This is a genomic window from Pseudomonadota bacterium (assembly GCA_038533575.1).
Lineage (GTDB): Bacteria > Pseudomonadota > Alphaproteobacteria > Rhodobacterales > Rhodobacteraceae > Shimia_B.
Genome location: JBCAYL010000001.1, coordinates 709,283 through 727,970, shown reverse-complemented (window position 1 = coordinate 727,970; position 18,688 = coordinate 709,283). Strand labels below are relative to the sequence as shown.

Annotated in this window: 22 protein-coding genes; 14 read left to right on the top strand and 8 right to left on the bottom strand. The window is 67.8% G+C overall.

Going from position 1 to position 18,688, the window contains the following annotated elements; translation table 11 throughout:
• Window position 1 precedes the first annotated feature (1 nt).
• The gene (locus AAFM92_03820; protein MEL7299492.1) at window positions 2–325 is read right to left on the bottom strand and encodes a hypothetical protein; all 324 of its coding nucleotides are present in this window, start codon (window positions 323–325) and stop codon (window positions 2–4) included.
• Window positions 326–714: 389 nt separating this feature from the next.
• Here AAFM92_03820 and AAFM92_03815 point away from each other — a divergent pair, with 389 nt between their 5' ends.
• Both AAFM92_03815 and AAFM92_03810 read left to right on the top strand, forming a co-directional pair.
• Window positions 715–858 (top strand): hypothetical protein, encoded by a 144-nt coding sequence (locus AAFM92_03815; GenBank protein ID MEL7299491.1) that lies wholly within the window; start codon window positions 715–717, stop codon window positions 856–858.
• A 49-nt stretch (window positions 859–907) separates the two neighbouring features.
• Window positions 908–1,246 carry a TfoX/Sxy family DNA transformation protein gene (locus tag AAFM92_03810; protein ID MEL7299490.1) on the top strand — a complete coding sequence of 113 codons (339 nt, stop codon included), beginning with the start codon at window positions 908–910 and terminating at the stop codon, window positions 1,244–1,246.
• Between the two features lie 82 nt (window positions 1,247–1,328).
• On the opposite strand, the gene ndk is transcribed toward AAFM92_03810, so the two are convergent.
• The gene (gene ndk / locus AAFM92_03805; GenBank protein MEL7299489.1) at window positions 1,329–1,751 is read right to left on the bottom strand and encodes a nucleoside-diphosphate kinase; all 423 of its coding nucleotides are present in this window, start codon (window positions 1,749–1,751) and stop codon (window positions 1,329–1,331) included.
• Between the two features lie 100 nt (window positions 1,752–1,851).
• On the opposite strand from ndk, the gene AAFM92_03800 reads away from it, so the two are divergent.
• From AAFM92_03800 to AAFM92_03780, 5 genes are all read left to right on the top strand, one after another.
• Window positions 1,852–2,277, top strand: a complete 426-nt coding sequence (locus tag AAFM92_03800; GenBank protein MEL7299488.1) for a VOC family protein — start codon at window positions 1,852–1,854, stop codon at window positions 2,275–2,277.
• 113 nt (window positions 2,278–2,390) lie between these two features.
• Window positions 2,391–4,232: an ABC-F family ATP-binding cassette domain-containing protein gene (locus AAFM92_03795; GenBank protein MEL7299487.1), complete on the top strand. Its 1,842-nt coding sequence runs from the start codon at window positions 2,391–2,393 to the stop codon at window positions 4,230–4,232.
• Between the two features lie 120 nt (window positions 4,233–4,352).
• The gene (locus AAFM92_03790; protein ID MEL7299486.1) at window positions 4,353–4,976 is read left to right on the top strand and encodes a MarC family protein; all 624 of its coding nucleotides are present in this window, start codon (window positions 4,353–4,355) and stop codon (window positions 4,974–4,976) included.
• A gap of 15 nt (window positions 4,977–4,991) precedes the next feature.
• The gene (locus tag AAFM92_03785; protein MEL7299485.1) at window positions 4,992–5,570 is read left to right on the top strand and encodes a TIGR02281 family clan AA aspartic protease; all 579 of its coding nucleotides are present in this window, start codon (window positions 4,992–4,994) and stop codon (window positions 5,568–5,570) included.
• Window positions 5,571–5,587: 17 nt separating this feature from the next.
• A complete protein-coding gene (locus tag AAFM92_03780; protein ID MEL7299484.1) occupies window positions 5,588–5,731 on the top strand; it encodes a hypothetical protein in 144 nt (47 codons plus the stop codon).
• Here the strand turns inward: AAFM92_03780 and AAFM92_03775 are convergent.
• Together AAFM92_03775 and AAFM92_03770 are read right to left on the bottom strand one after the other, a co-directional pair.
• On the bottom strand, window positions 5,728–6,180 hold the full coding sequence (locus AAFM92_03775; GenBank protein ID MEL7299483.1) for a DNA polymerase III subunit chi: 453 nt from the start codon (window positions 6,178–6,180) through the stop codon (window positions 5,728–5,730). The two genes, AAFM92_03780 and AAFM92_03775, sit on opposite strands and share 4 nt — an antisense overlap.
• A gap of 7 nt (window positions 6,181–6,187) precedes the next feature.
• Entirely contained in the window at window positions 6,188–7,654 is a 1,467-nt protein-coding gene (locus AAFM92_03770; protein ID MEL7299482.1) for a leucyl aminopeptidase, read from the bottom strand.
• A gap of 166 nt (window positions 7,655–7,820) precedes the next feature.
• On the opposite strand from AAFM92_03770, the gene lptF reads away from it, so the two are divergent.
• From lptF to rsmA, 6 genes are read left to right on the top strand one after another with little or no spacing between them, the layout of a single operon-like run.
• The gene (gene lptF / locus AAFM92_03765; protein ID MEL7299481.1) at window positions 7,821–8,942 is read left to right on the top strand and encodes an LPS export ABC transporter permease LptF; all 1,122 of its coding nucleotides are present in this window, start codon (window positions 7,821–7,823) and stop codon (window positions 8,940–8,942) included.
• On the top strand, window positions 8,939–10,033 hold the full coding sequence (lptG, locus tag AAFM92_03760) for an LPS export ABC transporter permease LptG (protein MEL7299480.1): 1,095 nt from the start codon (window positions 8,939–8,941) through the stop codon (window positions 10,031–10,033). The genes lptF and lptG overlap by 4 nt, the downstream gene beginning before the upstream one ends.
• On the top strand, window positions 10,030–12,186 hold the full coding sequence (gene lptD / locus AAFM92_03755; GenBank protein ID MEL7299479.1) for an LPS assembly protein LptD: 2,157 nt from the start codon (window positions 10,030–10,032) through the stop codon (window positions 12,184–12,186). Before lptG ends, lptD begins: the two co-directional genes overlap by 4 nt.
• 56 nt (window positions 12,187–12,242) lie before the next feature.
• Complete coding sequence (locus AAFM92_03750) at window positions 12,243–13,463, top strand: peptidylprolyl isomerase (protein ID MEL7299478.1); 1,221 nt, start codon at window positions 12,243–12,245, stop codon at window positions 13,461–13,463.
• Window positions 13,464–13,470: 7 nt separating this feature from the next.
• Window positions 13,471–14,436 (top strand): 4-hydroxythreonine-4-phosphate dehydrogenase PdxA, encoded by a 966-nt coding sequence (pdxA, locus tag AAFM92_03745; GenBank protein MEL7299477.1) that lies wholly within the window; start codon window positions 13,471–13,473, stop codon window positions 14,434–14,436.
• Entirely contained in the window at window positions 14,433–15,266 is an 834-nt protein-coding gene (rsmA, locus tag AAFM92_03740) for a 16S rRNA (adenine(1518)-N(6)/adenine(1519)-N(6))-dimethyltransferase RsmA (protein ID MEL7299476.1), read from the top strand. Before pdxA ends, rsmA begins: the two co-directional genes overlap by 4 nt.
• A gap of 54 nt (window positions 15,267–15,320) precedes the next feature.
• Here the strand turns inward: rsmA and AAFM92_03735 are convergent, their stop codons facing one another.
• The 3 genes from AAFM92_03735 to prfA all read right to left on the bottom strand — a co-directional run bounded on the left by AAFM92_03735 (window position 15,321) and on the right by prfA (window position 17,960).
• Complete coding sequence (locus AAFM92_03735; GenBank protein MEL7299475.1) at window positions 15,321–15,908, bottom strand: DUF4167 domain-containing protein; 588 nt, start codon at window positions 15,906–15,908, stop codon at window positions 15,321–15,323.
• A 181-nt stretch (window positions 15,909–16,089) separates the two neighbouring features.
• Entirely contained in the window at window positions 16,090–16,914 is an 825-nt protein-coding gene (prmC, locus tag AAFM92_03730; protein MEL7299474.1) for a peptide chain release factor N(5)-glutamine methyltransferase, read from the bottom strand.
• Window positions 16,911–17,960, bottom strand: coding sequence for a peptide chain release factor 1 (gene prfA, locus AAFM92_03725; protein ID MEL7299473.1), 1,050 nt, complete (start codon window positions 17,958–17,960; stop codon window positions 16,911–16,913). Before prfA ends, prmC begins: the two co-directional genes overlap by 4 nt.
• A gap of 61 nt (window positions 17,961–18,021) precedes the next feature.
• Between prfA and AAFM92_03720 the strand changes: the two genes are divergently transcribed.
• Complete coding sequence (locus AAFM92_03720; protein ID MEL7299472.1) at window positions 18,022–18,243, top strand: hypothetical protein; 222 nt, start codon at window positions 18,022–18,024, stop codon at window positions 18,241–18,243.
• A 6-nt stretch (window positions 18,244–18,249) separates the two neighbouring features.
• Here the strand turns inward: AAFM92_03720 and AAFM92_03715 are convergent, their stop codons facing one another.
• Window positions 18,250–18,636: a DUF1499 domain-containing protein gene (locus AAFM92_03715; protein ID MEL7299471.1), complete on the bottom strand. Its 387-nt coding sequence runs from the start codon at window positions 18,634–18,636 to the stop codon at window positions 18,250–18,252.
• Window positions 18,637–18,688: the final 52 nt, after the last annotated feature.

Sequence of the window (18,688 nt, the reverse complement as noted above, 5' to 3'; positions counted from 1 at the left end):
TTTACCCGTCGACTTCGATCATTTCCATGTCGACGACTTCGCCGTCCACGATGATCTTGGCGACGAGCTCGCCACCGGCCATGACCGGCGTCTCAAACTCGATGCGCAGGTCGGTGTTCGGGCCTGCGGCTGCGTCGGCCGAACCGAGCACGGTGCCGTCTTGGTCTTCAATCTGCACCATGCCTGCAGCGTCGAGCGTTGCGAGCGGCACATCGTAGAACTGTGCGCCTTCTTCGACACCGTCGAGGATACCAAATTCGTTGGCTGCTGCGGCGGAGCCGAGAAGCGTTGCGGTGGTGGCAGCGATTGCGATCTTACGGAACATGAAATATCCTTTCTGGTCGGTTTGGTCGGAGCGGGGCAGTGTGCCTCGCTGTGGGGTGACAACGGGTCGAGGCTGGTCACGTTCCAAGAGTCCGAGAAAAAATTTGGAGCGCCATTCGCTGTGTAGGCTTTCGGATTGATTTTTTCTCCATTCGTTTTCAATGCCTTATCAGGGATCAAATGCAGACCGAGGCGTTGACCTAATAACATTCTCGTGAACTCGCATGTGTTACAGGACATATTTCGCCCCCGTTTTTTACGGTTCGCAGGGCGCAAAACACCCGCGAGGCAGCCACAAAAACGCCAAATTCCCCGAGCATTCTTCTCGGAAGGGCAAACGCCCGGCCACAAAACGCGAAATCCAGGGGGGACAACGCGACGGAGGCGCCCATGGCGGCCCAAAGACCCACCCCTCAGCCGGCTGCGGCCCCGCAAAAGCGGCCCGCGCCCACAAAGACCAACTCCCAAAGCGACACGGACACGCCCAAGGCGCCCCAGCAGAGCTTCCAGTTCACGGATTGGGCCGCGCTCTAGCAGCGCGTGCGGCATTTGCATCGGGTCCGCGCGCGCCTAAGCTGCGCCCATGGCTCCGGTCAACAGCATCCGCAATCTCGACCCTGCGGCGGTCGCCCAATTCGCGCGGGCGGGCATTCACAGCGCCGAAGAAATCCGCGCGCTTGGCGCGGATGCCGCCTATGCCCGGCTCCTCGCCGCGGGCGAGCGGCCCCATTTCATCGGGTATTACGTGCTTCACATGGGATTGCAGGGTCGGCCGTGGAATGATTGCCAGGGCGCGGAGAAGGCCGCCCTGCGCGAAAGCTTCGACGCCCTGAAGGCCGCCGCAGCACGCAACCACGCCGAGAGTGATGCCATGCCACGGGAGCTGGCCCGCGCGCTCGATGCCCTCGGCATCCGCACCTGAGCCCACTGCAACACGCAGTAGAAAAGAAAAAGGCCGCACCCTTCGGCGCGGCCTCGATCCTGTGGCCGGACGTGCCGGGCGTTTAGCCCACAAGCTCCAGCCCGGAGAAGAAATACGCGATTTCGACGGCCGCCGTCTCCGGCGCGTCCGAGCCATGGACGGAATTCTCGCCCACGCTCTCGGCGAATTCCGCACGGATCGTGCCCGGCGCGGCATCGGCGGGGTTCGTCGCGCCCATCACCTCACGGTTCTTCGCGATGGCCCCATCGCCCTCGAGCACTTGTGCCACGATCGGGCCCGAGGCCATGAACTCACAGAGTTCATCGTAGAAAGGACGCTCGGCATGGACCGCGTAGAACACCCCCGCCTGCGCCTTCGTCAGGTGGATGCGCTTCTGCGCCACGATCCTGAACCCCGCCTCCTCGAACTTGGCGTTGATCGCGCCGGTGAGATTGCGCTTCGTCGCATCGGGCTTGATGATCGAAAAGGTGCGTTCGAGGGCCATGGGGCTACTCCGGTTGGTTCGAATTTGCGGCGCGCCCTAACACGGGGCCCTGAAGCTGAAAACCCTTGATCGCCGCGGGCCCTGCCCCACCCTCGCTCCCATGGTAGCCCCGCCTCCCTTCCAGCCGCTGGGCCTCGATCACGCTGTGCTCTGGGTCCGCGATCTTCCGCGCGCCCGCGCGTGGTATTGTGACGTACTCGGATGCCGCCCGGCGGCTGCGTTCCCGGATATCGGGATGGTGCATCTCTGGTTCGGCACGATCACGCTCGGCCTCTGGGATCTCGATGATCCCGCATCCGCCTATGCCCGGCCGTCTGTCGCGGGCGGCACGAACGTGGATCACCTGGGCCTCGCGGTCTCGGCATTTGACGGGGCCGCGCTTCGCGCGCATCTCGCGCGCCACGGCGTGGAGATCGAGAAGGAGCTTCACCAGCACGGGGCGCGAGGCTTCGGCCATGCGATCTACATCCGCGATCCCTGGGGCAACCGGCTGGAGCTCAAGGGGCCCGCACCGTTTCCCGACTAGCTTCGGGTCCCGGGTCGGTGGGCGGGCGCCTTTCGAGCACGCCGCACGGCGCGCGCAGAAACAGAGCCGCGCACCGACTTTCCTCTCGCGCGCAGCCGGGCTAGAGCCTGCCCATGCTCCGCATCGCCGACATAACTTACGCCGTGGAGGGCCGGCGCCTCTTCGAAGAGGCCTGCGCCACCATCCCGGCGGGCCACAAGGTGGGCCTCGTGGGCCCGAACGGCGCGGGCAAGACCACGCTCTTCCGCCTGATCCGGGGTGAACTCGCGCTCGAGAGCGGCGAGATCACACTCCCCCGCGGCACGAAGATCGGCGGCGTGGCGCAAGAGGCGCCAGCGAGCGCCGCCAGCCTCCTCGAGACAGTGCTCGAGGCCGATACCGAGCGGGCCGCGCTCCTGGCCGAGGAGACCGACGACGCCCACCGCATCGCCGAGATCCAGACGCGCCTCGCCGATATCGATGCCTGGTCGGCGGAGGCGCGCGCGGCTACCATCCTGAAGGGGCTGGGCTTCGACGAGCCAGACCAGCACCGCCCCTGCTCGGATTTCTCTGGCGGCTGGCGCATGCGCGTGGCCCTAGCGGCCGTGCTCTTCGCCGAGCCCGACCTGCTCCTCCTCGACGAGCCGACGAACTACCTCGATCTCGAGGGGGCGCTCTGGCTCGAGAGCTACCTGAAGAGCTACCCGCACACCGTCATCATCATCTCCCACGACCGAAACCTTCTGAACCGCGCAGTGGGCTCGATCCTCCATCTCGAGCATCGCCAGCTCACCTTCTATCAGGGCACGTTCGACGCCTTCGCCCGCGCCCGCGCGGCCAAGCGCGCCGTGCAGGCCGCCGAGGCCAAGAAGCAGGAGGCCAAGCGCGCGCATCTCCAGAGCTACGTGGACCGCTTCCGCTACAAGGCCGACAAGGCCAAGCAGGCGCAGGCCCGCATCAAGGCCTTGGAGAAGATGGACATCATCACCGCTCCCGAGGCCGAGGCCCGCGCGCGTTTCTCGTTCCCGGAGCCCGAGGAGCTGAGCCCGCCCATCGTCAATCTCGACGGCGCGGCGGTGGGCTATGGCGGGGCGCCCGTGCTCGACCGGCTCACGCTCAGGATCGATCAGGACGACCGCATCGCGCTCCTCGGCAAGAACGGGCAAGGCAAATCCACGCTGGCGAAGCTCCTGTCCGACAGGCTGGCCAGCGAGAAAGGCCGCGTGACGAAGGCCTCGAAGCTGCGCATCGGCTATTTCGCCCAGCACCAGGTGGACGAGCTCGAGGTGGACCAGACCCCGCTCGAACATTTGCGCGCGCTCAGGCCCGATTGGCTCCCCGGCCGGTTGCGCCCGCTGCTGGCGGGCTTCGGGCTCGGCCCGGAGCAGGCCGACACGGATGTGAAGCGCCTGTCAGGCGGGCAAAAGGCGCGGCTCTCGCTGCTGCTCGCCACGCTCGACGCGCCACACATGCTCATCCTCGACGAGCCCACGAACCACCTCGACATGGAGAGCCGCGAGGCGCTCGTGCAGGCGCTCGCGGCCTATAAAGGCGCGGTGATCCTCGTGAGCCACGACATGCACCTCCTCGGGCTCGTGGCCGACCGGCTCTGGCTCGTTTCTGGCGGGACAGTCGCGCCCTATGACGAGGATCTCGAGGCCTATCGCCGCTTTCTCCTCCAGGTCCCCGCGAAGCCGAAGAAGGAGGAGGCCCCGAAGAAGCCGAAACCCTCGCGCGACCAGATCCTCGCCCTGCGTTCCGAGGTTCGCACCGCCGAGGCGCGGGTGGAGAAGATCACCGAGATGCAGGAAAAGCTGGCGAAGAAGCTCGCCGATCCCGCGCTCTACGAAGACGCGCGCGCAGGCGAGCTTGCCGTGTGGAACAAGAAGTACGCCGAGATCATGGACGGCCTCGCCCGGGCCGAGACGCTCTGGATGGCGGCGCAGGAGAAGCTCGACGCGGTGGAAAATGGGTGATCCGCAGCCCGCAACACGCGTCACGCGCCCCGGACGTGATCCGGGGCCTTTCCCTTTTGAGCAGGAGGTCCCGGATCAAGTCCGGGACGGGTTTTCCTTGCGTCGAGGCGCAGTCCCCTGATCGACGCCGCCTTCTACATCACCGCCTTCACGACGCTTTTCGTCATCATCGATCCGATCGGCCTCGCGCCGCTCTTTGCCGCGCTGACGACGGGGATGACGGCCAAGGCGCGGCGCGCCATCGCGGTGCGGGCCTGCCTCGTGGCGCTGGCGATCCTCCTCCTCTTCGGGCTCGCGGGAGAGGCGCTGCTGGGCTTCGTGGGGATCTCGCTTCCAGCCTTCCGCATCGCGGGCGGCGCGCTCCTTTTTCTCACCGCGCTCGACATGCTCTTCGAGCGCAGGCAGGAGCGCCGGGGCGAACAGGCCGAGAGCCGCGCGGACCCGTCCGTCTTCCCGTTGGCGCTCCCGCTCATCGCGGGGCCCGGGGCGATCGCCACCATCATCCTCCTCACCGGCCAGGTGGCCGGCGACATGGCCGCCACGGCGGGCATCTTCGGGGTCATGGCGGGCGTCATCGCGCTCACCTTCCTCCTCTTCCTGGCCGGTGGCCTGCTCGAGCGAGCCCTGGGCCGCACGGGCATCAACATCGTCACCCGGCTCCTCGGCATGCTTCTGGCCGCGCTCTCGGTGCAGTTCATCCTCACAGGCCTTGCCGAAAGCGGGTTTGTAACGCTCCCCGGCTGACCCCATATTCTGCCCATGACCGGCGACAACATCGCGACCCTGCTCTTTCTCCTCGTCCTGCTCACCGTGATCGGCGGCGGGTTTTTCGTGCGCAACCGGCCCTCGCTTGGCCAGACCGCGCGCACCATGGGCACGTGGTTCCTGCTCTTCGTGGGGCTCATCGTGGCCTATGGCCTCTGGGACGACGTGCAGAGCGAATTCAGCACCTCGCAGGCCCTCGTCACCGAGGGGGAAGTCAGCGTCCCGCGCCGGGGAGATGGGCATTTCTATCTGACGCTCGAGGTCAACGGCGCGCCGATCGAGTTCGTGGTGGATACCGGCGCCACGGACGTCGTGCTGACGCGCGAGGACGCTGCCCGCGCCGGGCTCGACACGGCGGATCTCGTCTTCTTCGGACAGGCAATGACGGCGAACGGCCCGGTGGAGATCGCGCCCGTGCGGCTCGACACCGTGGAGCTCGGCAGCTTTGTCGATCGCGGCGTGCGCGCCTCGGTCAATAACGGGCAGATGCCCGGCTCCCTACTGGGCATGAGCTATCTGAGCCGTTTCGACACGCTCCAGATCCAGGATGGCCGCCTGACCCTGATGCGCTGAAGACGGAGGACGCCCCCGTGACCCTTGCCAGCTGGATCGCCGTCGGCATCGGGATCGGGACAGCCATCGGCGCGGCGATCGGGGAGATCGGGGTGGGCGTGGCCCTTGGCGCGGCAATCGGCGCGGTGCTGCACGTCGCGACCGCCAAAGGCGATGACTAGCTCTCCGCCTTCATCGTCCAGCGCCCATCTTCTTGCGCCCAGTATTGCGCGGCCACGCCCGCGCCGGTGAGCGCCTTCCATTGCACCCGCGCGCGGGCCACCGCGTCACCGTCCTGCCCGTCGAAGAGGATGAAGGTGCGTTCCTTGCCCTCCGTCTCCTCCGCCGCAATCTCTGCCCCGTCGATCGACATCAGGCAGTGCGGATCGTTCGCCGCCGCGCCGGTTGTCAGCAGGACTGGCTGGCGCGCATCGTGGTCGCCCCCCGCCAGGCCGTGAGGCAGAAAGCCCTCCTCCGGGCCGAGCCAGAGCTTTTCATCGAGCCACTTGAGCCGCTCGAGATCGGTGCCGCGAAGCGCCACGCGCCAGCCCGCGGCGAGGGACTTCTCAAGGAGCATCCGCGCCGTGACATCGAGGGGCGACGTCGTCAGGTGATAAAAACGCGCGCTCACCCCGCGCCTAGCCCTCGTAATGGTCCGCGATGAGCCGGTTGAGCGCGCGCACGCCCCAGCCCGTGGCGCCTTTCGGCGCATAGCTCGTATCGGATTTCACGCTTGCCACGCCCGCGATGTCGATATGGGCCCAGGGCATCTCGTCGAGAACGAAGCGCTGCAGGAACTGGCCCGCCGTGATGGAGCCCGCCGGGCGTCCGCCTACGTTCTTCATGTCGGCGATCTGGCTCTTGAGCTGCTTGTCATAGGCCGGTGCGAGCGGCATGCGCCACGCACCTTCATCCTCGTCGCCCGCCGCTTTGAGAAGGTTCTCGGCAAGGCTGTCGTCATTGGCGAAAACACCGGCCATCTCATGGCCGAGGCCGATGATGATGGCGCCCGTGAGCGTGGCGAGGTTGATGACACCCGATGGCTTGAAGCGATCCTGCGCGTACCAGAGCACGTCGGCGAGGACGAGGCGGCCCTCGGCGTCGGTGTTGATGATCTCCACGGTGTCGCCTTTCATGGACGTCACCACGTCGCCCGGCCGCGTGGCGTCAGGCCCCGGCATGTTCTCGACGAGCCCCACGAGGCCCACGACATTGGCCTTCGCCTTTCGCAGCGCGAGCGCGCGCATGACGCCCGAGACGACGCCCGCGCCGCCCATGTCCATGGTCATGTCTTCCATGCCACCGGCGGGCTTGAGCGAGATGCCGCCCGTGTCGAAGACCACGCCCTTGCCCACGAAGGCGAAGGGAGCCTCGTCGCCGCCACCGTTCCACTTCATCACGACGACCTTCGAGGGCGCGGACGAGCCCTGCCCAACAGAAAGAAGCGTGCGCATGCCGAGCTTCTCGAGCTCGGGCTCCTCGAGCACCTCCACCTCGAGCCCGATCTCGGACATCGCGGCGAGCTGATCGGCGAAATTCGTCGTCGTCAGGTGATTGGCCGGGGCATTCGTCAGATCGCGCGTGAAAAAGACGCCCTCGGCCACGGCGAGTGGCGCGCGGGCAGCCTCCGCCACGTCCTCCGGTTTCGAGCACATCACGGTGACCCCGTGGGGCGCGTCACCGGGTGCGCTCTTCATGTCTTTGTAGGCGTAGGCGCGCAGGGCGATCCCCTCGGAGATCTCGGCGGCCCGCCCGATGTTGCCCGCGAGCACGAGAAGCGCGCCGTCGCGCTTCGACTTGCCGATATTGGCGCCCGCGCGGCGCGCCGTCGTCGCATCGGCCTTGCGGCCGATCTTGGCCACGATGACGCCGGAGGCTTCCATGCCGGTGGGATAGGCGAGTTCCCGCGCGTCCCCTTCGGACATGTCCGCGAAGCTGTCGCTCTCGGCAAAGCGCTCGAGCGCGCCTTTCATGAGCCTGTTCACCCGCCGCGCGGTCTGGTCGAGCTTGCCCGTGGCCTCCACGAAACAAGCGACCTGCCCGGAAAAGGCGGCGACGGCGTCGAGGTCGGTCTCGATGAAATCGAAGGCGAGAGGGGTGGTCATGAATTGGCTCCGCTGGGATGGTTTGGGCGAAACCTAGCGGGGCCTCCGGGGATTGGCCACCCGCCCCGGACCGCGCAGCGCGTCTCTTTCCGAGGCGCGGGAAATGGAGTAGACCTCCGCCACTAGGGACGTCGAACGAGGGCCGCGCACGGCATGGCGGAGCAGTATGGCACGCTTTGACAGGTACATGCTTTCGCAGTGCCTGCAGCTCTTCGGGTTCTTCGCACTGGTGCTCGTGATGGTCTACTGGGTGAACCAGGCCGTTGTGCTGTTTGACCGGCTCATCGCCGATGGCCAGACAGCCCTCGTCTTCCTCGAATTCACGGCCTTGTCGCTGCCCAACCTGATCCGCCTCGTCCTCCCCGTGGCAGCGTTCGCGGCGGTGCTTTACGTCACCAATCGCATGATGGCGGACCGCGAGATCGCGGTGATGCAGGCCACCGGCTATTCCGCGCGGCGCATGGCGCGGCCGGTGGCGATGTTTGGCGTCATCACAGCGATTTTCATGGCGGCCCTCATGCACGTGCTCGTGCCCATCAGCCAGGAGCGCCTCGCGGTGCGCAACGCGGAGGTGAGCGAAAACGTCTCCGGGCGGCTCCTGCGCGAGGGCGTCTTCACCCATCCCGGACAGGGCTCCACGCTCTATCTGCGCGACATCTCCGAGGATGGCGAGCTGCTGGACGTCTTCCTCGCGGACATGCGCCCGGGCATCCGGGACCAAATCTTCACCGCCGAACGCGCCTTTCTCGTGCGCACGGAGGACGGGCCCCGCCTCGTCATGATCGACGGGCAGAGCCAGACGCTGAGCCCGGAACAGGGCACGCTCTTCGTCACCAACTTCGACGACCTCGTGATCGATGTGGGCCGCCTCGTCGATCCGTCGGCAGGCCGCCGCCCCGCGCTCAGGGAGCTGTCCACGGGCGAGCTCCTGAACCCGAGCCCGGAGATCCTCGCGCGGACCGGGCGCAACGCCGGTGAATTCGCCCAAGAAGTCCACGAACGCTTCTCGCAGCCGCTCTTTCCCCTCGTGGCCGCACTCCTCGGCTTTGCCACGCTCATGAGCGCGGGCTTTTCGCGGATGGGACTCTGGCGCCAGATCATTGCCGCGCTGGCGGCGCTCGTGCTGCTCAAGGCGCTGGAAAGCGTGGCCGCGGAGCAGATCATCTCCGACCCCGCGCGTTGGCCACTCGCTTACCTGCCCGCCGCCCTCGGGCTCGCCATCGCCTGGGCCGGGTTCTTGCGCGCAGATCGCGGGCGTCGCATAGCGCGAGGCGCGGTCCCGTCATGACGCTCCACCGCTACTTCGCCTGGCGTTTCCTGACGACCTTCGGCGCGGTCTTCGCGATCTTTCTCGGGCTCGCGCTTCTCTTCGATTTCATGGATCAGGTCAGGCGCTTCGCGGGCGACGAGGTGAGCCTCGGCGCGCTGCTCGGCCTCACAGTACTCAACGCGCCGGTGGGCTTCTACCGCATCCTTCCGCTCCTGATGATCATCGCCTCGGTGACGCTCTTCATCTCGCTCGCGCGGTCCTCGGAGCTGGTGGTGGCGCGGGCCTCGGGCCGCTCGGCGCTCCGCGCGCTCGTGGCGCCGGGTATCGTGGCGCTGGCCATCGGCGCCGTGGCGGTGGCGGTCTTCAATCCGCTCGTGGCGCAGATGAGCCAGGAATACGAGGCGCGCACGGACCGGATCGACGAGGACGGCTCCACGCTCTCGATCTCCGACGAAGGTCTCTGGCTCCGGCAGGGCTCGAGCGATGGCCAGACCGTAATCCGGGCGTTGTCCTCCACGCTCGACGGCACCACGCTGCGCCAGGTCACCTTCATCTCCTTCGCGCAGGACGGCACGCCCGTGCGCCGGATCGAAGCCGCAAACGCCACGCTCACGCGCGGCGGCTGGGACCTGCGCGACGCAAAAAGCTGGCCGCTCGATCGCAACCCCAACCCGGAGGCTGCCGCCCGCGCCTACGACACGCTGCGCATCCCGTCGTCTCTTACGCCCGAGGGCATACGAGACAGCTTCGGCTCGCCCTCCGCCATCCCGATCTGGGAACTGCCGGCCTTCATCGACCAGCTCGAGCGCGCGGGGTTCTCGGCGCGGCGGCATCTCGTGTGGTTTCACATGGAGCTCGCGCTGCCGGTCTTCATGGTTGCGATGATGCTGGTGGGGGCGAGCTTCACGGTGCGCCATGCCCGGGTGAGCCGTACCGGCGCCGCCGTGTTGGTCGCGATCCTCGCGGGCTTCGCGCTCTACTTCGTCAGGAACTTCGCGCAGATCCTCGGAGAAAACGGGCAGATGCCCATCCTTCTGGCGGCCTGGGCCCCGCCCCTCGCAGCGCTCGGCCTCGCGCTGGGCCGTCTCTTCAGGCTCGAGGACGGATGAGGCGGCTCCTCGCGCTCCTCTGCGTCGTCGTCGCGGCCTCACTGTCCGCGCCCCTCGCCGCACAGGAAAGCGACGCCCCCGGCACGCCCGCCTCCCTCGTAGCCGACCGTGTGAGCCTCACCGAGGACCGCCTCCTCATCGCCGAAGGCAATGTCGAGATCCTTCAGGGCGACACGCGTCTCACCGCCTCCCGCGTCACCTATGACGGGGAGACGGACACGCTCACCATGGAGGGCCCCATCGTCCTGCGCGACGGGCGCGCGACCATCATTCTCGCGAGCCAGGCCGAGCTCAGCGGCGGGCTGCGCGATGGCATCCTCCTCGGCGCGCGCCTCGTGCTCAACCAGCAGCTCCAGATCGCGGCCGCCGAGATCCAGCGCGTGGGCGGGCGTTACAGCCAGGCGCTGCAGGTCGGGGCCACAAGCTGCCATGTCTGCGACAGCGGCCGGCCGCCGCTCTGGCAGATCCGTGCCGCGCGCATCATCCACGATGAAGAGGAGCGGCAGCTCTATTTCGACGAGGCTCAGCTGCAGATCATGGGGGTCCCCATCCTCTACCTGCCGCGCTTGCGCCTCCCCGACCCCACGCTGGAGCGCGCCACTGGCTTTCTGCGCCCGGAATTCCGCACCTCCTCCCTCCTCGGCTACGGGGTGAAGATCCCCTACTTTATTGCCCTGGGCGACAGCCGCGATCTCACCGTCACCCCTTTCATCACGACCGAAACTCGCACGCTGGAGTTTCGCTACCGGCAGGCCTTCCGGCGCGGCGAGATCGACTGGAACACCTACGTGTCGCGCGACGAATTCGGCGACAGCGCGCTGCGCGGCGGGGTCCTCGCCACGGGCCGCTTCGATGTCTTCCGCGGCTACGAGCTCGCCTTCGATATCGAAACCGCCTCGGACCGCTCCTACTTTTCCGACTACGACTACTCGAACAAGGACCGCCTCGACAGCGCGCTTACGCTGGCCCGCACCACTGGCACGACGGACGCCGAATACGAGCTCGTCGTCTTCCGCTCGCTGCGCGATGGCGAAAACAACAACACCTTTCCCTCGCTCATCTTCGATGCCCGGCGCGACCTCGTCTTCGCGCCCGATCTCCTCGGCGGATCTGCCCGGCTCCGCGCGGATCTCCAGGCCCATCTGCGGACCTCCGACGCCAACAACGACAGCGATGGAGACGGCGTCTCGGACGGGCTCGACGTGGTGCGCACGGGCGTCACGCTCGATTGGGCGCGGGAATGGGTGACCGGGCCCGGCCTCGTCCTCGGCGCACAGGCCATGGTGGGCGCGGATGCGTTCATCATCTCCGATGACACGCTCTTCGAAGACGATGCGAGCCGGGGCGAAGCGGGCCTCGCCGTCTCTTTGGCCTGGCCACTCATGGCGCAAAGCGCTGGCGGCGCGCGCCACGTGCTCACGCCCAAGATCCAGCTCGCCAGCACCGCGCGGAGCGATGCCGACATCCCGAACGAGGATAGCACCCGCGTCGAGTTCGACGAAGGCAACCTCTTCAGCCTCAACCGCGCCCCGGGGGAGGACGTCGTGGAGGACGGCACGCGGATCGATCTCGGTCTCACCTGGACGCGCTCGGGCCCGGCGGGCTGGGAAAGCACGCTCACCTTCGGCCGGGTGGAGCGCCTGAGCGGCGCGCCCGACTTCACCGATGCCTCGGGCCTCTCGGGGGACAGCTCGAGCTGGCTCATCTCCGGCACCCTGGCCACCCAAGGGCGATATGATGTGATCGGGCGCATCACGCTCGACACCGATCTCGCCGTGCAGAAAACGGGCCTCCGCGTGGGCTATGACGGGGACAGCTTCCGCGCGGCGACGTCCTATGCCTATCTGGGCGCCGATGCGGACGAGGACCGTAACTCTGCCGCCTCCGAGCTCACGCTGACGACCGGCTACGACCTGACGCCCACCCTCACCGCCCTCGCCGATTTCCGATACGATTTCACGACCGAGGCCACCACAGAGGCCGGCATCGGCTTCCGGTGGATCAACGAATGCGTGGAGATCGCGCTTTCCGCCTCGCGCAACTTCACCTCATCGGATACTGTCACGCCCAGTACGGATTTCGGCTTCACCGTGGGATTGCGGGGCTTTGGCACCGGCGCGAGCACGCCGCGCGTGGCCCCCCGATGCCGCTGATGACCGAGGCCCGTCAGAACAAGAAAGCAGACCCAAGTTTCGTAGGGAACGCCGCCATGCGCCTCCGTCTCCTCCTCGCCCTTTTCCTCGCCCTTGCGCTCCCTGCAAGCCTCGCGGCGCAATCGCAGTTCCGCACGGTCGCCAGCGTCGACAGTGACGTCGTCACCGCCTTCGAGGTGGAGCAGCGCGCGCGCTTTCTCGCCTTTGTGAACGCCCCCGGCGCGAGCCGCGCGCTGGCGCTTGAACAACTCATCGAGGACCGGCTCAAGATCGCGGCCGCGCGCCGCGCGGGCATCGAACTCACCGAGGAGGGCCTCGCTCGCGGCATGGCGGACTTCGCAGGGCGCGCGAACCTCGAAACAGAGGCCTTCGTCGCCCGGCTCCGCAGTCAGGGCATCGAGGAAGGCACCTTTCGCGAGTTCATCCGCGTCGGTGTCACCTGGCGGGAGCTGGTGCGCGCGCGCTTCGCGGGCCGCTCCGAGATCACCGATGACGAGATCGACCGCGCACAGGGCGCCGTCGCCGGTGGCTCCCGCATCCGCGTGCTCCTCAACGAGATCGTGCTGCCCGCCCGGCCGAACCGGCCTGGCGAGGTGGCAACGGCCGAGGCCAATGCAGAGCGGCTTCAAGCAATCACCTCGATCAGCCGGTTCCAGGCGGAAGCGCGCGACCTCTCGGCCGCACCCTCGCGGGAGCAAGGCGGGCGGGTCAATTGGCTCGAGCTCTCGGACCTGCCGCCCGGCCTCGGGCCAATCCTGCTGACGCTCGCGCCCGGCGAGGTGACGCAGCCCCTGCGCACCGACAATGCCATCATCCTCTTCCAACTCCGCGACATCGAGGAGCGCGAAGGCAGCCCGGCGACGCCCGCGGCCATCGACTACGCCGCGCTTTACCTGCCGGGCGGTGACATCGCTCGGGCGAACCGGATCGAGGCCCGCGTGGACACCTGCGACGATCTCTACGGCGTGGCGCGCAACATGGCGCCCGAGGCACTGGAGCGCGGCGCGCGCGCCCCCGCCGAGATCCCCGATGACGTGGCCATAGAACTCGCCAAGCTCGATCCCGGCGAAGTCTCCACAGCGCTCACCCGCGCAGGCGGGGAGACGCTGGTCTTCCTCATGCTCTGCAATCGCGTGCCAGCGCTCGAGGACGCCGCAAGCAACGATAGCGCAAACCGGGAAGCGATCCGCAACGAACTCCGGAGCCGCCGCCTCAACGGCCTCGCGGACGGCTTCCTCGCCGAGCTGCGCGCCGAGGCCGCAATCACCATCAACTGAGTTTCTGATGGCTCGTCTTCCCATCGCGCTGAGCTGCGGCGAGCCCGCGGGCGTGGGCCCGGAGCTTGCTCAGGAGGCCTGGGCCTCTTTGCGCGAAGAGCTGAGCTTTGTGTGGGTGGGCGATCCGCGCATGCTTCCTCTCCCGCTGCCATGGGAAAAGGTGACGCGACCCGAAGATGCGGCGGAGGTGATGCCACGGGCGATGCCGGTCTGGCCGCTGAGCTTTGCGGGCGACGCTCGGAAGGGCCGCGCCGATCCGCAGAACGCGGCGGGCGTGATCGCGGCCATCGAGACCGGTGTATCCCTCGTGCGGGATGGGCGTTCGACCGCCCTCTGCACCGCGCCGATCCACAAGGCGGCGCTTCAGGACGGGGCCGGCTTCGCCTTTCCCGGCCATACAGAGTTTCTCGCGCATCTCGCCGGGGTGGAGTCGGTGGTTATGATGCTTGCCTGCGCGGAGCTCCGCGTGGTGCCGGCCACCATCCACATTCCCCTGAGCGACGTGCCAGCGGCGTTGACCGAAGAGCTCCTCCGCGAGCAGGTACGCATCACCCACCACGCGCTCCAGAGCGATTTTGAAATCGCTTCGCCCCGGATCGCGATCGCGGGCCTCAATCCGCATGCGGGCGAGGATGGCAAGATGGGCCGCGAGGAGCTCGACTGGATGAACGGGGCCGTCGCGCGTATGGCTGCGGAGGGATACGACGTACGCGGGCCGCTGCCGGCGGACACCATGTTTCACGCCCGCGCCCGCGCGGGCTACGACGTGGCCATTTGCGCCTATCACGACCAGGCGCTCATCCCCATCAAGACGCTCGACTTCGACGGCGGGGTGAACGTCACGCTGGGCCTGCCTTTCCGCCGGACCTCGCCTGACCACGGCACGGCCTTCGACATCGCGGGCCACGGCATCGCCCGCCCAGACAGCATGATCGCCGCGCTGCGGATGGCCTGGGACACCGGCGCCCGCTGATGCAGATCGACCACCTGCCACCCTTGCGCGAGGTCATCGCCACCCACGGCCTCAAGGCCAAGAAGGCGCTGGGGCAGAATTTCCTCCTCGATCTCAACCTCACCGCCAAGATCGCCCGGCAGGCGGGTGATCTCACGGGCTGCGACGTGCTCGAAGTGGGGCCGGGCCCCGGCGGGCTCACCCGCGGCCTCCTGGCCGAGGGCGCGCGGCGCGTCGTGGCGGTGGAAAAGGACACGCGCTGCCTCCCCGCTCTGGCGGAGATCGCCGCGGCCTATCCCGGGCGCCTCGAGGTTCTCAATGCCGACGCACTCGCGCTCGACACGCGCGCGCATCTCACTCCGCCCATCCGCGTGGTGGCCAACCTGCCCTACAATGTCGGAACGGAGCTCCTGACGCGGTGGCTCTCGCCGCCTGCCTGGCCGCCCTTCTGGCAGAGCCTCACGCTCATGTTCCAGAAGGAGGTGGCCGAGCGCATCGTGGCCGCGCCGGGGTCCAAGGCCTATGGCCGGCTGGCTATCCTCGCCCAGTGGCGCGCCGATGCCCGCATCTCCATGACCCTCCCGCCCGAGGCGTTCCAACCCGCCCCGAAGGTGCATTCGGCGGTGGTCCACCTCGTGGCGCGCGACGCGCCGCGCTTCCCCGCGGAGCCCGCCACGCTCTCTCGGCTCACGGCCAAGGCATTTGGCCAGCGCCGCAAGATGCTGCGCGCGAGCCTGAAAGGGCTGACTGAGGATCTGGAGGACAAGCTCGAGGCCGCGGGGATCGCCCCGACGGCCCGCGCGGAGGAGATCGACCTCGAACGCTTCTGCGCCCTGGCGCGGCTCATCTAGGGCGCGCGGAAAGCGCGCCACTCATCAAAGCTGGTCGTCGATGCTTCTGGGGCGCTATTCGGCGGCCTGCGGTGCCTCGCCGCCCTGATCGCCTCCACCATCGGAGGCTTTCTTGCGGCTGCGGGTGCGTTTGGGCTTCGGCGCCGGGTTGCCGTTCTCGGGCGTCTCGACGAGGCCGCTATCGCCGCCCGCGGCTTCCACCACGTCAGGCTGATCCTGCTCGGCTGGGTCGCTGCGGTCACGGCGGCGTCCGCCTCCCTGCCCCTGCTGGTCTCCGCCCTGCTCGTCGCTGCCGTTCGATTCCCGCTCCTGACGCTCGGCGCGCTCGCGGTCGCGCTCGGCCTGGCGCTCGCGGTTCTGACGCTCCTGCTCTTCGCGGCGCGCATCCTGCTCTTTCTGCGCCTCGCCCAAGAGACGCGTGTAATGCTCGGCGTGCTGCTGGAAGTTCTCGGCGTTCACGCGGTCGCCGGAAAGCTGGGCGTCGCGCATGAGCTGGTTGTACTTGTCGATGATCTGCTGGGGGGTGCCGCGCACCTTCCCCTCCGGCCCCGAGCTGTCGAAGACGCGGTTGATGATGTTGCCCATCGACCGATTGTTATTGTTGCGGTTTTTATTCCGCGAACGCGATTTCGATGATCTCATAAAGTGCTTCTTGAGCCTGTGCTTGTGACCGAGATGGTGCCGTATGGGCGGGGGTCACTGAATTTGCGCTGATATCCTGCGGGGAGCGTGCTCACCCTGCGGATGCCGTTTCGTCGCATGGGACGGGCGCGCTGACAACCGTCTTTCTACACTTGGGCGCGATTTTCAGGGAAAATAACCGTCAAAGCGGCCCCGCAACCTCCAAAACACGTGGCCGACCATCGAGATCGGCGTGGGAAACGATGTGTTTCCAGCCTGCATCGCGGGCAATGGCGGCCACGTCTGCGCCCTGCCCCGCGCCGAATTCGAGTAGGACACGCCCGCCGGGGGCGAGATGCGCGCCTGCGCGGCCGAGGATCGCGCGGTAGGCGCCGAGCCCGTCGCCCCCATCGGTGAGCGCGCCGTGGGGCTCGTGATCGCGCACTTCGGGCGCAAGACCGGCCATGTCGGCGGCGGGAATATAGGGCGGGTTGGACACGATGAGGTCGTAGCGCCCCGCCACGGGATCAAACCAAGGGCCCTCCCCAAAGCGCGCCCGCCCGTCGAGGCCGAGCTCGCGCGCGTTCCACCCGGCGACGGCGAGCGCGGCGGCACTGACATCGGTGCCGAGCCCCTCGGCCCCGGGCCTTTCTGCGAGCAGCGACAGGAGGATGCAGCCCGAGCCTGTGCCGAGGTCGAGCACCCGCGCAAATGGCTGCTCAAGCGCGGCGGCCACGAGCGTCTCCGTCTCCGGGCGGGGGTCGAGCACGTCTGGCGTGACGCGAAATTCGTGGCGCCAGAAGGCGCGCCGCCCGATGATCTGCGCCACGGGCATCCGCGCGAGCCGCTGGTCGAGAAAGATGGAGAGCATCTCGAGCGTCACCTCGTTGGGGGCCTCGCGCGTCTGCGCGGGCGCGCCGGGCGCGTTGCCCGCCGCATAGGCCTCCTCGAAGAGCCGTCGCACATCACCGGCCGCATTCGGGATGCCGGCCGCCTCAAGCCGCGCGACGAGCGCGCGCGGGATCACAGCCCCTGCTCTGCGAGAAGCTCCGCCTGGGCCTCGGCGGTGAGCGCGTCGACGATCTCGGTCAGATCGCCCGCCATCACCTGGTCGAGCTTGTAGAGCGTGAGGTTGATGCGGTGATCGGTCATCCGGCCCTGGGGGAAGTTGTAGGTGCGGATCCGCTCGGAGCGGTCCCCGGAACCCACCTGGGATTTCCGGTCCGCGGAGCGCTCCCCGTCGATGCGCTGGCGCTCGGCATCGTAGAGCCGCGCCTTGAGCACCTGCATTGCGATCTCGCGGTTGCGGTGCTGGGACTTCTCCGACGAGGTCACGACGATGCCCGAGGGGATATGGGTGATGCGGACGGCCGAATCGGTCGTGTTCACGTGCTGTCCGCCCGCGCCCGAGGCGCGCATGGTGTCGATGCGGATGTCCTGCGGATCGATGTGGATGTCCACGTCCTCGGCCTCCGGCAGCACGGCCACGGTGGCCGCAGAGGTGTGGATGCGGCCGCCGCTCTCGGTCGTGGGCACGCGCTGCACGCGGTGCACGCCGCTTTCGTACTTGAGCCGCGCGAAGACGCCCTCGCCCTGCACATGGGCCACCACTTCCTTGATGCCGCCGAGCTCGGTGGCCTGCTCCTCCACGATGTCGAAGCGCCAGCCCTGCGCCTCGGCATAGCGCTGGTACATGCGCAGAAGATCGCCGGCGAAGAGGGAGGCCTCGTCGCCGCCCGTGCCGGGACGGATCTCGATCATGGCGGGCCGTGCATCGGCGGCATCCTTCGGCAAAAGCGCGATGCGCAGCGCCCCCTCGAGCTCAGGAAGCCGGGCACGGAGCGCTGGAAGCTCCTCTTCGGCCAGCGCCTTCATGTCGGGGTCGGCGAGCATTTCCTCGGCCTCGGCGATGTCTTCCTCCACCTGCCAATAGGCGCGCACCTGCTCCACCACCGGGCGGAGATCGGCGTATTCCTTGCCGAGCTTGGCGATGTCACCCTCTCCCGCGGCCATGGAGGCCTCGAGAAACTCGAAGCGCTGGGTGATCTGCTGGAGGGTCTCGCGAGGGATCATGGCGGCCTAGGTGCGACGCGCTGGCATTTTGGTCAAGGGGGCGTCCGTGGTACGCTTAACCATGCGTAAACTCATCCTCTCTCTCATCTTCCTGGCCGGATCGGCGACCGCGGAGACCAATCCCGCGCTCGATTGCTGGTGCCGCGGGTCCTCCGGTGAACGGTTTGAAATGGGCGACATCACCTGTTTCACCATCTCGGGCCGCACCTTCACGGCGCAGTGCCAGATGAGCCTGAACAACACCATGTGGCGCGAGCTGAGCGAGGGCTGCCTGAGCGCGTGAGCGCGCCTAGCGGAGCCCCGAGAGCCACCCCTCGATGCGGCGCCGGTTGGCGCCGAAGTCGGCACGCCCCACGACAAGGTGGCTCGCGAGGTGCACGTGGTCGGCCTCCTGCCAGACATGGGTGACATCCGGAAACCCCCAGAAGAGCGAATGGTGGAGGTAGACCCCCTCCGCGAGCTGGCGCGTGCGCGGTGTGGCCTCAATCCGCTCGATCAGCACCGGAAACTCCACGAGCTCCGCCGGTCGCACGGCATAGTGCCCGCCCTCCGAGCTGTAATCGCCGACGTCGCGGATTTCTGGGCGGCCCGGGCCGCTCTCCGGCGTGACGGGCATCAATCGGAAAAAGGCCATGGCAGCACCCACGAGGGCTAGGATCAGGAGGGTCGTCTTCATGGCGTGAGTGTGGGTCTCCCCTGGCCCGGGGCAAGGCTGACGCCGGGACAAG

Coding starts and splice junctions, on each gene's coding strand:
- ndk (MEL7299489.1), bottom strand. CDS start 1,751: ATGGCCCTCGAACGCACCTTTTCGATCATCAAGCCCGATGCGACGAAG.
- lptF (MEL7299481.1), top strand. CDS start 7,821: ATGGCACGCTTTGACAGGTACATGCTTTCGCAGTGCCTGCAGCTCTTC.
- AAFM92_03820 (MEL7299492.1), bottom strand. CDS start 325: ATGTTCCGTAAGATCGCAATCGCTGCCACCACCGCAACGCTTCTCGGC.
- lptD (MEL7299479.1), top strand. CDS start 10,030: ATGAGGCGGCTCCTCGCGCTCCTCTGCGTCGTCGTCGCGGCCTCACTG.
- AAFM92_03715 (MEL7299471.1), bottom strand. CDS start 18,636: ATGAAGACGACCCTCCTGATCCTAGCCCTCGTGGGTGCTGCCATGGCC.
- pdxA (MEL7299477.1), top strand. CDS start 13,471: ATGGCTCGTCTTCCCATCGCGCTGAGCTGCGGCGAGCCCGCGGGCGTG.
- AAFM92_03720 (MEL7299472.1), top strand. CDS start 18,022: ATGCGTAAACTCATCCTCTCTCTCATCTTCCTGGCCGGATCGGCGACC.
- lptG (MEL7299480.1), top strand. CDS start 8,939: ATGACGCTCCACCGCTACTTCGCCTGGCGTTTCCTGACGACCTTCGGC.
- AAFM92_03810 (MEL7299490.1), top strand. CDS start 908: ATGGCTCCGGTCAACAGCATCCGCAATCTCGACCCTGCGGCGGTCGCC.
- AAFM92_03795 (MEL7299487.1), top strand. CDS start 2,391: ATGCTCCGCATCGCCGACATAACTTACGCCGTGGAGGGCCGGCGCCTC.
- AAFM92_03800 (MEL7299488.1), top strand. CDS start 1,852: ATGGTAGCCCCGCCTCCCTTCCAGCCGCTGGGCCTCGATCACGCTGTG.
- AAFM92_03770 (MEL7299482.1), bottom strand. CDS start 7,654: ATGACCACCCCTCTCGCCTTCGATTTCATCGAGACCGACCTCGACGCC.
- AAFM92_03815 (MEL7299491.1), top strand. CDS start 715: ATGGCGGCCCAAAGACCCACCCCTCAGCCGGCTGCGGCCCCGCAAAAG.
- AAFM92_03750 (MEL7299478.1), top strand. CDS start 12,243: ATGCGCCTCCGTCTCCTCCTCGCCCTTTTCCTCGCCCTTGCGCTCCCT.
- prfA (MEL7299473.1), bottom strand. CDS start 17,960: ATGATCCCTCGCGAGACCCTCCAGCAGATCACCCAGCGCTTCGAGTTT.
- AAFM92_03785 (MEL7299485.1), top strand. CDS start 4,992: ATGACCGGCGACAACATCGCGACCCTGCTCTTTCTCCTCGTCCTGCTC.
- AAFM92_03735 (MEL7299475.1), bottom strand. CDS start 15,908: ATGAGATCATCGAAATCGCGTTCGCGGAATAAAAACCGCAACAATAAC.